Origin of the sequence: Lysinibacillus telephonicus (assembly GCF_003966145.1) — a bacterium.
In the GTDB taxonomy this organism is placed as follows: Bacteria; Bacillota; Bacilli; order Bacillales_A; family Planococcaceae; genus Ureibacillus; species Ureibacillus telephonicus.
Genome location: NZ_RXNR01000092.1, coordinates 1 through 13,242, shown reverse-complemented (window position 1 = coordinate 13,242; position 13,242 = coordinate 1). Strand labels below are relative to the sequence as shown.

The window sequence follows — 13,242 nt, the reverse complement described above, 5'->3', positions numbered from 1 at the left end:
TCCTTTCGTACGAAGTCGGTTGACCAGACCTGACTTTATTGTACGACTGGAGTTTTTTTTATGTCCATAGCTATAAGCTTTCCGGAACCCCCTGCATAGCAGGGGGTTTTCATTTATACAACAAAACAAGCCGAAAAATCCACTTGAAGGATTTTTCGGCTTGTTCATTATTATTACACTGATAATGGTTTAGGTAATTCCTTGTTAGCTTGTTCATTTGATTTAACAAAGTATTCATCATACCAAACTAAGAACATGTAAATTGTCCATATCTTACGTTGGTGATTATGTTCTCCAGCTACATGTTCATCAAGTAATTGCAATATTTTATCTTGATTAAAGAAAGAATTTGCTGTTTGGCTTAGAAAAGCTGTACGAACTTGAGAAACAAATTGTTCATCACGAAGCCAATGGCGAATTGGAACAGGGAATCCGATTTTTTTACGATTCGCCCAAGCCTTAGGTAATGTACTGTTCGCAGCCTTCCTAAAAGCAAATTTTGAATTTTGTTCATTTACACGGAAGCGAGTAGGAAGTGTTGATGCAACATCCATCACTTCGCGGTCCAATAGAGGAACGCGTAGTTCTATGGAATGTGCCATCGACATTTTATCTGCTTTTAATAAAATATCGTCTACTAACCATAAATGTAAATCAAGGTATTGTTTTTTTGTTACGTCATCATATCCTTTAGCTTTTTCGTAGATTGGCATCACAATATCCTTTACAGAAGGTGCTTGCAAGAAATCTGATTTTAAAATTTCAGCCGCTTCATCTTCTTCAAAAATACGTGCTTGTCCAATAAACGTTTCTTCAACAGTGGAATTGGCACGTTTAATAAAATGAGCAATTCTACTATTTGGCAGTATAGATGGGATGAGTGAACCAAATGCTTTCACAAAAGCAGGTAAATTTTTATATTTTTTCATATTTGGAGTATCTGAATATAAATCATAACCACCAAAAAGTTCATCTGCACCTTCACCGGAAAGTACAACTGTTACATGCTCACTAGCTAAGCGAGCTAAATAATACAATGGAATAATCGATGGATTTGAGTGTGGCTCATCCATCATGTATTGAATTTTATTTAGATCATTAAAACATTCTATTGGATCTAATACTTTACTTACATTTTCAATGCCAAGCTCATTGGATAATTGTTTAGCATTGTCTATTTCAGAAAAATTCTCTGTACTAAACCCAACTGTAAATGTTTGATCTGGACGCAAAATTGATGCCACATAGCTTGAATCGACTCCACTTGATAAAAACGAACCTACTTTAACATCTGCAATTGTATGTGCTTTTACAGACTCTCGAACTACATCATCTATCTCTTCAACAAAGGAATCTAACTCTTTTTCTTCAGGGTTAAACTGTGGCTCCCAGTAACGACTTACAGTTAATTTTCCTTTTTGATATGTTAAGTAGTGAGCAGCTGGAAGTTTAAAAATTCCTTTAAAGAACGTTTCTTTTAACACTGGATATTGGAATGTTAAATATGGTTTTAATGCCTGCTCATTAAGTTCCTTCACGAAATGTGGATGGGGAAGAAAACTTTTAATTTCTGAACCGAAAAATAAAGTTCCATTCATTTGACCATAGTAAAAAGGTTTAATGCCAAAATGGTCTCTAGCAGCAAATAGTGTTTGATTATTTCGATCCCAAATGACAAATGCAAACATACCACGAAGTTTCTTTACTAAATCCGTTCCATACTCTTCATAGCCATGTAGTAATATTTCACTATCAGTATTTGTTTTAAAAATATGTCCCTTTGAAATAAGGTCTTCTCGTATTAATTGAAAATTATAAATTTCACCGTTAAAAATTAATACTAACGATTGGTCTTCATTATACAAAGGTTGCGAACCGTTGTGTAAATCGATAATACTCAGTCGGCGAAAACCTAGAGCTGCTTTCCCTTCAATGAAACTGCCACCACTGTCAGGACCTCTATGTATAATTTGATTCATCATGTTTTCTAAAACAGTAGAAGCATTTTCTACTTCGCCTATAAATCCTGTAAATCCACACATTATAATAATTCTCCTTACTTTTTCCTGATGTAAATATGACGATTATATTACAAAAAAGTTACAATTAATTTAAATTATTTTATTAGAATAATTTATAGCTTTTCATAGTTTAGTAAAAGAGTACAGAAAAGAAGAATAGATAAGATATATTAGAATATCTTATCTATTCAAAAATTAAAGTTATTTTACCGAACCACTTTTAAACTTTGAATCTTGATAATACATATTTTTAACTAATACATTTGGACCTAAGCATTTTACGGCAGGACAATGGCAGTTTAACGACTTTGCTAAATCAGTGTCAAGCCATTTATCAAATGCATCAGTCAGCGATTCTGTTTTAATATTCCCTAAAGCAGGTGTATCACCAAAATCTGTTACAATAACATCTCCTGTGAAAATATTTACATTTAATCTTGAACGGCCATCTGGATCGTTACGTAATGTAACATTTTTAGCATCACGTAAACGTTTTAATAAAGCTAAATCCTCTTCACTTTGACTACAAGGGTAAAATGGGAGCGTGCCAAAGAGCATCCATACAGATTCATCTCGTATGTCTAGTAAATGATGAATTGCATCACGCGTTTCTTCTAATGAAAGTGAAGTAAGACTAGAAGCAAAATCAGATGGATACATTGGATGAACTTCATGACGTGCACATTTCATTTCGTGTACAATTTGATGATGTATATGTTCGATGTATGGAATAGTTTTTTTATTTAACATTGTTTCAGCTGATACCATAACACCTTGTTCAGATAACATGCGAGAATTTTCAATCATACGATCAAAAAGGGCAGCACGTTGGTTGAATGTGGGTTTCCGTTCCATCATCGCAAAACCTGTTTCAACGAATTCCTCAATCGTACCCCAGTTATGAGAAATATGCAGCACGTCCAGATATGGTGCAATTTCTAAATAACGTTCCCCGTCAATTGTTAAGTTTGAATTCATCTGAGTTCGGATGCCACGTTCATGTGCATATTGTAAAATGGGTTTCACATAATTAGCAACAGATTTTTTGCTTAACATCGGTTCGCCGCCAGTAATGCTTAATGTTTTTAAATGAGGAATCTCATCTAATCTTTTTAAGATTAACTCTATAGGCAAACCTACTGGATCCTTCGGTTGTAATGTATAGCCTACAGCACAATGGGCACAACGCATATTACATAAAGTAGTTGTTGTGAATTCTATATTACTAAGAGTTAATTTTCCGTGTTGTTCTATATCTAAGTAAGCTTCCCATGGGTCAAACTTCGGTGTAATTTTTTCTAAAGTCGTCATAGTTTTCGATCTTCCTTTCCAGAAATTCATTTTCTCATACAAACATCTTTTCGAAAACTACTTTTGCTTCATTTAGAACATTTTACCGTGAACGGGGTAAATGAAACAAATTTCTAGCGGAATAATCAAAAATCTAACTGTTTTATAAAACTATGATTTTCACTGTAATAGACGTCTCCAACTTTATTTTCAACTATCGTTCTTGATAATTCGATTTTTGAAAAGTTAACAGCTTGAATATTATATCTAGACTTATTGTTCCGAATCATACTATCCGAAACAAAAACAGATGATTGATTTTGCGCAAAAATATCTGAATGATTTCCATCTGTTAATTGTACGCTTTTTAAATCGACAATAGACTCAAAATCAACCCATATTTGATGCTGGATATGTTTTGATATAAAACAATCCTGAATATATACTTCGCTATGATTTTGTATAAAGAGGGCATTACGACAGCCATCAAACAGTTCGCTATTTTTCAAAATTACAGAGCTGTCATTTACTACTATTTGTGAAAGCTCATGATTAAAAATTTGGCTATCAAATAAATAGAAGCTGGAGTTTCGCAGCACTTTTACTCCATATGAATTGCCATTATATATTTGACAATGCTCAAATCTTGCTGTTGACTGGTCGCAAATTTCAACTTGTACATTATGACTATCATAAAATTGACTATTTATCGCAACCACTTCGCAATCATTTACTATAAACAGACTTTTTCCATTAAATAATTCACTTTGTGCAATTAAAAGATGAACATTGGATTTACATGCAATATGGGGCATTTCATTATCGTAGAATTTACAAGAATCTACATCAACTTTTGAATCTGACATCGCTAGTATGCCATTGCCGACATTTTGAGTTAATACCGATTTAAAGACTATTAATTCTGATTTGAAAACTGTAATAGCAGAGTTTGCATTATTTGTAATTTCACTTTCTACGATAGCACAGTTGCCGAAATCTTCGATGCAAATACCTACATGATACCCTTCTTTTATTTTACTTTTTTTAATGGAGCAGATTGATTGATCAGAAATTGTTAACTGTGTGGAGCGATGACCGGTAATTACTGTTTCTAGAATATTGATAATTGATTCTTTGCTAATTTGAATCCCGAATCCTTCGCCTCCATTTATATGACAAAATTCTATATTCATTCGTGATTTTTTTGTAGCTTGAACATTGGCTTTTTTATGATCTGCTACATCACAATAAGAAATCTGTGCATCGCCATTGTCTCGAACGGATATTCCTACATCATTTCCATTCTGAATCGTACATTTTCTTGCAGTTAAATAGCCGCCGTGTGCGCAAATTTGGGAAAGGGCATTAGAGCGGAAAAGTGTCGATTGCAACGATGCTTCTCCAGCTTGTAATATTTGTAGACCAATGCCTTTTCCGTGCTCGATTGTACTTTCATAATCAAAGTACTTGGATTCCTCAACTATTATTTGGGTACTCAAATGATGATGTACATGGATGTTTTTCGATTGTAAAAGCGAGTAGTTTTTTATCCAAAATGCATGCTTTGCTTCAGAAAATGTACATTTCTCAACGCAAATTTGAGAAGACTCTGATAAAATTTGGACCTTGCCGTTTTTGGAGAAGGTACAATGTTCAAATATCGCTTTACTATTATTAATGACTGATACTGCCATTTCCTTTGCCTGCTCAAATACACAAGCATATGCATTTAACTTACCACCATCTACAGTAACGAGTACATCAGCTTTTTTTCCAATAAAACGACAATTATTTAGAACCGCGTCTCCTTCAATATACATTTGTGCTGTTGCTGCAATTGTTATATTTTGAATTGTTACTGATACATTTTTGGGAACAATAATTAATCCTTCAATAACTGTTTCTTCATTTTGATCGCCTGCAAGAACCATATTTTTTTCAAAACGTATTGATTCCTTGTATCTCTTTGGTTTTAACTGAATTAATTTTCCTGATTTTGAACCTTGCACCATCCGTTGTATTGTTTTATTATTTGAAAAAATTTTTGAAAAAACTTTTAATATTACCATCAATGGGCCCCTCCTAAATCTTTGTGAATATTCCTATTTTCACTAAAAAATCAAAATCTTAATCGTTATTATTAGAAAAAGACACCTTGCAAAAAAAGAACCCACGAATACTGAATACTTTTTAAGTAGGATTAGGTGCCTTTTTTATAAGGATTAACTTTTAATCTTTACAAAAAGAGGAGGGTGGAATACTTTCCTAGTAAAATAGTGATTCGAAGTTTACAATTGAAACGATATGTTTGATTTTTAGGAGGATTTTTAATTGAAAAACACATTACTAGAAATACTAAATATGAATATTAATGAACGTCAGCAATATATGGTTAATAATGGCAATGAATTGCTGCAAAACATGCTTTTACATATTGGACATCCAGATGATGAACTTAGAGATAAATTAAATTATCGTTTATTTATTGAATTATTATCGGAACAATTAATGACAATGGAACAGATGAAGCAGCTTTCCCTCACACTTTATGGAAAAGACTATTTATATTGTTCAATTGGAGAACGACATACGGATACGGTATTTACTAGATCATTTTCTGCTTTATGGCTTTCTGTTTTACTCCGTGTTGATAGTCAGCTGCACTTTTTGTCAAACGAAGAAGCTTGCCATATCTTAGAAGCTTGTACGCCATATTTAATAAGTGAAATGGATGTGCGCGGTTTTGTTGGAGAAGAACAGGGGTGGGCACATGCAATCGCACACGGTGCGGACTTAGCGAATGCGGTAGTAAGCCATCCATCATTCGATGTAAGACTTGCTCCAAAACTTCTGCAAGGCATTAAGGATAGTCTCTGGAAGGAAGCTGTTTTTGTTGATGATGAAGAAGAACGGTTAGTAGCTATTTTTGAAAAATTAATGATTCATGACTTTCCAGAAGAAATTTTAGTTGAATGGGTAGAACAAGTATTTGATAAGTTGCAATTTTATTTAATGGAAGTGGGTTATACTCCACAATACTTTAGAGCACGTACAAACACACTTCATTTTATGAAAACATTATATTTCACATTGAAATTCTCTAATAAAATGCCGCAGCTAAATGGTGTAGTTTCATTATTTATTGCTAAATGGATGAAACAGTAAAAACGAAAGAGGGTTAATTAGATGCGAAGTCGTTTTACAAGAATTATATATTTTGTTGCTGCTATTCTATTATTAGGTTACTTATTCAATTTATATTTTGTTCACTTTTCGGGTGATGGAAAGGATTCACCCCAAGAAGCATTGCCAACAGACGCTGATTATGAGTGGATTGAGGGACCAAAAACAGAAAAAGAACAGCGATACTTCTTTTTGTCGAATGGCAATTACTTTGGTACAGGTGTTGTTATAAAAAATTTAAAAGGGTGGAGTGAAGGAGATGGTTCATATTCTCCTTTACCTGATCCACTAGATGAAAATAAAATTACGGCTGCCTATTCAGACAGTAAAATATTGTTTGGACTCATTAAACCAAATGGAGAAGTCAAAATAAAAGTCAATGAAAAATATGCTGACATGATCGACTTATCTACACTTTCAGAGGATGTATTAAAACTGTATAAGGTTGAAGGATACTATATTTGGTTTATCGAACGATCAAAATTAGAGGAAAACAATCACTTTAACATTAAAGTTCTGGATGACGACGGGAATATACTAAGTGACTTAACAATTTAGCTTTGGCGATAATAGAGTTTAAGCATAACTTCTTTTGTTTTTTAGCAACTTCGGATATACTGATTTTTGCTGAGTGAATTACAAGGTCATAAAAATAACTTATCACAAAAGATAAAATTAATGTAATTTACTTATGTATATAAATACGATATGATGGTCATTGGAGAAAAGAAGCTTTGTTAGCCTTTTCGAATTATTAACTAGGGGGAGTACACAAATGGCAAGCAACTTACACAACAGCCGTTCGTCATTCGAAGTTAATGGTAAAACATATAACTATTACCGTTTATCTGCGATTGAAGAAGCTGGTATCGCGAACGTATCACGCCTACCATACTCAATTAAAGTATTATTAGAATCTGTATTACGTCAATATGACAACTATGTAATTAAAGAAGAACATGTAAACAACCTTGCAAAATTTGGCAACGGTGCAGATCCAGAAGGTGAAGTACCATTCAAACCTTCTCGCGTAGTATTACAAGACTTCACTGGGGTTCCAGTAGTAGTTGACTTAGCTTCTTTACGTTCAGCTATGAAAGAATTAGGTGGAGATCCAAATAAAATCAATCCAGCAATTCCAGTTGACCTTGTAATTGACCACTCAGTACAAGTTGACAAATATGGTAATGCTTCAGCATTACAAGCTAACATGGATTTAGAGTTCGAACGTAACGCAGAACGCTACAACTTCTTAAAATGGGCTCAAACTGCATACGATAACTTCCGTGCTGTACCACCAGCAACAGGTATCGTACACCAAGTAAACTTAGAATATTTAGCGCCAGTTGTTCACGTTAAAGAAAACGAAGATGGCACTTTTGAAACTTTCCCAGACTCAGTAGTAGGTACTGACTCACACACAACTATGATCAACGGTATCGGTGTTCTTGGTTGGGGTGTTGGTGGTATTGAAGCTGAAGCAGGTATGCTTGGACAACCTTCATACTTCCCAATTCCTGAAGTTATCGGTGTTAAATTAACTGGTGAACTTCCAAACGGTGCTACTGCAACTGACTTAGCATTAAAAGTAACACAAGTATTACGTCAACGTGGCGTAGTAGGTAAATTCGTAGAATTCTTCGGTCCTGGTGTATCTAAATTACCACTTGCTGACCGTGCTACAATCTCAAACATGGCTCCAGAATATGGTGCTACATGTGGTTTCTTCGCAATCGATGAAGAATCATTAAACTACATGCGTTTAACAGGTCGTGACGAAGAGCACATCGCAGTAGTAGAAAACTACTTAAAAGCAAACAGCTTATTCTTCGATCCAGCTCTAGAGCCTGTATACACAGACGTATTAGAAGTTAAATTAGATGAAATTGAACCAAACCTTTCTGGTCCAAAACGTCCACAAGATTTAATTCCACTTTCAGAAATGAAAGCTCGTTATCATGAAGCTGTTACTGCTCCAATGGGCGTACAAGGATTCGGTTTAACTGAAGATGAATTCTCAAAAACATCTACAATTAAATTTGCAGATGGCGATGTAGAAATGCCTACAGGTGCTGTAGCAATCGCTGCTATTACATCTTGTACAAATACATCAAACCCATACGTTCTTTTAGCAGCTGGTTTAGTTGCGAAAAAAGCAGTAGAAAAAGGTATTCAACCACCTGCATGGGTTAAAACTTCATTAGCTCCTGGTTCTAAAGTAGTAACAGGTTACTTAGAAGATTCAGGTTTACAAACTTACCTTGACCAAATCGGTTTCAACACTGTAGGTTATGGTTGTACAACATGTATCGGTAACTCTGGTCCATTACTTCCAGAAATCGAAGAAGCTATTAAAGAAAAAGATTTATTCGTTACTTCAGTTCTTTCTGGTAACCGTAACTTCGAAGGTCGTGTACACCCACTAGTAAAAGCTAACTACTTAGCTTCACCACCATTAGTAGTTGCTTACGCTTTAGCTGGTACTGTAGATATCGACCTACAAAAAGATTCTTTAGGTAAAGACAAAGATGGCAACGATGTATTCTTCGCTGACATCTGGCCTTCAACTGAAGAAGTTAACGAAGTTTTAAACAGAGTAGTAACTCGTGAACTATTCCAAAAAGAATACGAAACTGTATTTACTGCTAACGAAAAATGGAATGCTATTGAAACATCAACTGAGTCTCTTTACACATTTGATGAAAAATCAACATACATTCAAAACCCACCATTCTTCACTGGTCTTTCTAAAGAGCCTGAAGCAATCAAAGGTCTTGATGGATTACGTGTAATTGCTAAGTTCGGTGATTCTATTACAACTGACCATATTTCTCCAGCTGGTGCAATTGGTAAAGACACTCCAGCAGGTAAATATTTACAAGAAAACGGTGTTGCAATCCGTGACTTCAACTCTTATGGTTCTCGTCGTGGTAACCATGAAGTAATGATGCGTGGTACATTTGCAAACATCCGTATCCGTAACCAAGTAGCACCAGGTACAGAAGGTGGATTCACTACTTACTGGCCAACTGGTGAAGTTGAGTACATTTACGATGCAGCTATGAAATATCAAGCTAATGGCACTGGTTTAGTTGTATTAGCTGGTAACGACTATGGTATGGGATCTTCTCGTGACTGGGCTGCAAAAGGTACTTTCTTACTAGGTATTAAAACAGTTATTGCACAAAGCTACGAACGTATTCACCGTTCTAACCTTGTAATGATGGGTGTATTACCACTTCAATTCATGCCAGGTGAAAGCGCAGAAACTTTAGGCTTAACAGGTAAAGAAGAAATCTCTGTAAACATCACTGACGATGTAAAACCACGTGATATTTTAACTGTTACAGCTAAAGCTGAAGACGGAACAGTTAAAGAATTCAAAGCTCTAGCTCGTTTCGATTCAGAAGTAGAAGTAGACTACTACCGTCATGGTGGTATCCTTCAAATGGTACTTCGTGCAAAAGCAGCTGAATAATAATAGGGAAGGTAATCGTACACTGAAAAATACTTTCAGTTTACAATTATCCGTCCAAAAAAACAGGTTGACATGTTCAACCTGTTTTTTTATTTTTATAAATAGTACAAAAGAATTATTTTCAGAAATTACATAATTTTAACATTATAATAGTTAGTATTTTTTAATTCTTTCTTGTAAAATAGTTAATAGGAATCTGTTTCTAAATTCCCATAATATTGGAGGGCTTATTGAATGAATTTTGACAAAAATCGAAACAAAATTTACACTGCAACTGTAGCATCTTCTATTGTTGCTTCTGCTTTACTATTAACTCCTGTTCAAGCGGAGTCCATTTCATTTAAAGATGTATCTACATCTTCCTCTTACTATGCTTCTATTAATCAACTAGTAGAATTAGGAGCAATTTCTGGTTACCCGGATGGGACATTTAGACCAGATGAATCTCTAACTCGTGGACAAGCAGCTAAAATTATTGCTCAAGTTTTACAACTTGATGGGGCAACTGCTACAGATCCTAAATTCACTGATGTTCCAAAATCACATCAATATTACAAAGCAATTTCAGCATTAGCAGAATCTAAAATTATTGGTGGATACGACGATAATACGTTCAAAGTAAACAATGTTATTACACGTGGACAATTGGCAAAAGTAATTGCTCAAGCATTTGAATTACAACCAAAAAATAATGAAGAATTGCCTTTTACTGATGTAACTGATAGCTATAAGCCATTTGTAAAAGCCCTTTACGATAATGGTATTACAACAGGCACTTCTGAAACTACATTTTCATTAAATAAACCTGTTACTCGTGGACAAGCAGTAACTTTAATTACACGAGCTTTAAACTCTGTTAAAGATACTGAACCTGATACGACTACATCTGATACTGCTACATTCGATTTAACAATTATGCACAGCAATGATACACATGGACGTGTTGAAAATGCTCCAAAACGTGCTACTGCAGTAAAAGAAGTTCGTGCAGAAAATCCTAATGCTTTATTGCTAGATGCAGGTGATGCAAATAGCGGGACTCTATATTCTAATGAATTTAAGGGACAAGCCGACCTTGCCTTCCTAAATTATATGGGATATGATTTCATGACTTTTGGAAACCATGAATTTGATTTAGGATCAAGCCCTGAAGGCCACCAAGCATTAGTTGATTTTATTGAAGCAGCTAATTTCCCATTTGTATCTTCAAATGTTGATTTTTCAAAAGACTCCAAGTTTACTGGATTATTTAATGATTTAATTTCTAGTGAACCTGAAAATGGAAAAATTTATAGTGGTATTGTAAAAGAAATTGAAGGAGAGAAAGTAGGTATTTTTGGTTTAACAACTGCTGAAACAAAAGATATCTCTTCTCCAGGAAGCATCGTTTTTGAGAATTATATTGAAGAAGCTGAGAAAGCGGTAAAGGCATTTGAAGATTTAGGTGTGGATAAAATTATTGCTTTAACTCATATTGGTTACGATGACAGTGCTGACTATGATAATGACTTAATTTTAGCTCAATCTGTTGAAGGCATCGATATTATAGTAGGCGGTCATAGTCATACTAAATTAGAGGAACCAGTTGTTGTTGATACAAATACAACGGGTGAAGCAAAAGATGCAACGTTAATCGTACAAGCATACCAATATAGTGATTACTTAGGTACACTTGATGTAACATTTGATGATAAAGGTGTAGTTGTTGATTTCGAAGGTAAATTATTAGAGTTAGCAAACTATGCGGATGATCCTAAAGCATTAGAAATTTTAAAACCATATAAAGATCAGGTAGATTCAGTACAAAATGAAGAAATCGGTGTAAGTGCAATCTCTGCATTAGAAAACCCACGTGTATCTGATGAAGGAAATACTGATCAATTAAGTGTCCGCAAGAACGAAACTGCACTTGGTAATATTATTACTGACGGTATGCTTTCTAAAGCAAAACAATATACAAATAAAGAAGTTATTATGGCTGTACAAAATGGTGGTGGAATTCGTGCAAGTATTGGCGAAGGACCAATTACTGTTGGAGAAGCGATAACTGTACTTCCATTTGGTAATACATTAGCGATTATGGATGTAACAGGTGCAGAGTTAAAGGCAGCATTTGAAGTTAGTGTTGGCAGCTATCCAGATGAGAATGGAGGTTTCCTACACGTATCTACAGGAACTAAAGTAGAATTCGATTCTTCAAAACCTGCTGGAGAACGTATTGTATCAATTACTTATAAAGATGCAAGCGGTAATGATGTTCAAATTGAAGATGATAAAACTTACACAATTGCTACTAATGCATTTACTGCTAAGGGTGGCGACGGCTATGATATGTTTGCTGTTGCCTATGCAGATGGTCGTGTAACAGACTTAGGTTTATCCGATTGGGAAAACCTTGTAGAACATTTAAAATCAATTGGTGATATTACACCAACAGTTGAAGGCCGTATTGTTGATGTTGCAAAATAATTTTATGTACTAATAAAATGATTATATCAAATAGCTCATAACCTATTTGATATTCATTTTAGTTCAGGAACCGAGATCGTCTAAAATGACGATCTCGGTTTATTCTACATCCTTAAGTGAGTTTTTATGATGCATCATGAAAAAACGATAATATTACATATTATAGAAATTTTTTATTGGAAAATTTACATACTGTTAATTAAAATAAAATAAGTATATATATGATAATAGAAAAGTATAGGGAGGAATTATGAAGAAAAGATATAGCATTTTTGCAAAGTTTCGAGATGGCCGTTACTTTTATTTAAACTTCAATGATCCAAAAATATTGGATTGTTTAAAACAAGTTCCTCCTCCAGAAGGATTACTAGCAATTGCTAAATGGCCAATCAACACTCATGCAGAAATCGAATTTTTTGTTGAATTAATCAATGGCAATATTAGTTATTATTTTTTAAAAGACTCCATTACTAACATAAGAGAAACTGTTACATTTAATAATACAGAGTTGGATAATTAATTATTAACTATGTATCAATTATTTTATAGATAGTGAAGGGGCTGTATTAAAGCTCTGTTCGTAAAAAATATTAGTACTAATCTGCTCATGATAGTTTTTAGAAGAGCAGATTTTTTTATTATAAAAGTGGCTCTATAATATTTGTTGGGGTTTGAAAAAATTCATAAATAAAAAAGCACGTAATCACCGATTTCTATATACTTGAATTGTCTAGAAACAAGCAATGAAAGGTGATACGTGCAAATGAATTTTAACATGAATATTCCAGGATTAAAAGGTGT

At 34.2% G+C, this 13,242-nt stretch carries 8 protein-coding genes; 5 read left to right on the top strand and 3 right to left on the bottom strand.

All coding sequences use genetic code 11. The features are described from left to right. Positions 1-173 precede the first annotated feature (173 nt). The 3 genes from asnB to EKG35_RS18930 form a co-directional block, all read right to left on the bottom strand. Entirely contained in the window at positions 174-2,042 is a 1,869-nt protein-coding gene (gene asnB, locus EKG35_RS18940; protein WP_126296099.1) for an asparagine synthase (glutamine-hydrolyzing), read from the bottom strand. 180 nt (positions 2,043-2,222) lie between these two features. Beyond that, a complete protein-coding gene (gene yfkAB / locus EKG35_RS18935; protein ID WP_126296098.1) occupies positions 2,223-3,332 on the bottom strand; it encodes a radical SAM/CxCxxxxC motif protein YfkAB in 1,110 nt (369 codons plus the stop codon). Positions 3,333-3,457: 125 nt separating this feature from the next. Then, positions 3,458-5,380: a right-handed parallel beta-helix repeat-containing protein gene (locus EKG35_RS18930; protein WP_126296097.1), complete on the bottom strand. Its 1,923-nt coding sequence runs from the start codon at positions 5,378-5,380 to the stop codon at positions 3,458-3,460. Between the two features lie 262 nt (positions 5,381-5,642). On the opposite strand from EKG35_RS18930, the gene EKG35_RS18925 reads away from it, so the two are divergent. The 5 genes from EKG35_RS18925 to EKG35_RS18905 all read left to right on the top strand — a co-directional run bounded on the left by EKG35_RS18925 (position 5,643) and on the right by EKG35_RS18905 (position 12,961). Then, positions 5,643-6,476, top strand: coding sequence for a DUF2785 domain-containing protein (locus EKG35_RS18925; protein WP_126296096.1), 834 nt, complete (start codon positions 5,643-5,645; stop codon positions 6,474-6,476). Positions 6,477-6,497: 21 nt separating this feature from the next. Continuing rightward, entirely contained in the window at positions 6,498-7,052 is a 555-nt protein-coding gene (locus EKG35_RS18920) for a hypothetical protein (protein WP_126296095.1), read from the top strand. Between the two features lie 217 nt (positions 7,053-7,269). Next, a complete protein-coding gene (acnA, locus tag EKG35_RS18915; protein ID WP_126296094.1) occupies positions 7,270-9,972 on the top strand; it encodes an aconitate hydratase AcnA in 2,703 nt (900 codons plus the stop codon). A 234-nt stretch (positions 9,973-10,206) separates the two neighbouring features. After that, positions 10,207-12,441: an S-layer homology domain-containing protein gene (locus EKG35_RS18910; protein ID WP_126296093.1), complete on the top strand. Its 2,235-nt coding sequence runs from the start codon at positions 10,207-10,209 to the stop codon at positions 12,439-12,441. Positions 12,442-12,691: 250 nt separating this feature from the next. Next, positions 12,692-12,961, top strand: coding sequence for a hypothetical protein (locus tag EKG35_RS18905; protein WP_126296092.1), 270 nt, complete (start codon positions 12,692-12,694; stop codon positions 12,959-12,961). Positions 12,962-13,242 lie beyond the last annotated feature (281 nt).

Excerpts from the sequence above, each read along its gene's own strand:
- asnB (WP_126296099.1), bottom strand. The coding sequence starts at position 2,042 with ATGTGTGGATTTACAGGATTTATAGGCGAAGTAGAAAATGCTTCTACT.
- yfkAB (WP_126296098.1), bottom strand. The coding sequence starts at position 3,332 with ATGACGACTTTAGAAAAAATTACACCGAAGTTTGACCCATGGGAAGCT.
- EKG35_RS18930 (WP_126296097.1), bottom strand. The coding sequence starts at position 5,380 with ATGGTAATATTAAAAGTTTTTTCAAAAATTTTTTCAAATAATAAAACA.
- EKG35_RS18920 (WP_126296095.1), top strand. The coding sequence starts at position 6,498 with ATGCGAAGTCGTTTTACAAGAATTATATATTTTGTTGCTGCTATTCTA.
- acnA (WP_126296094.1), top strand. The coding sequence starts at position 7,270 with ATGGCAAGCAACTTACACAACAGCCGTTCGTCATTCGAAGTTAATGGT.
- EKG35_RS18910 (WP_126296093.1), top strand. The coding sequence starts at position 10,207 with ATGAATTTTGACAAAAATCGAAACAAAATTTACACTGCAACTGTAGCA.
- EKG35_RS18905 (WP_126296092.1), top strand. The coding sequence starts at position 12,692 with ATGAAGAAAAGATATAGCATTTTTGCAAAGTTTCGAGATGGCCGTTAC.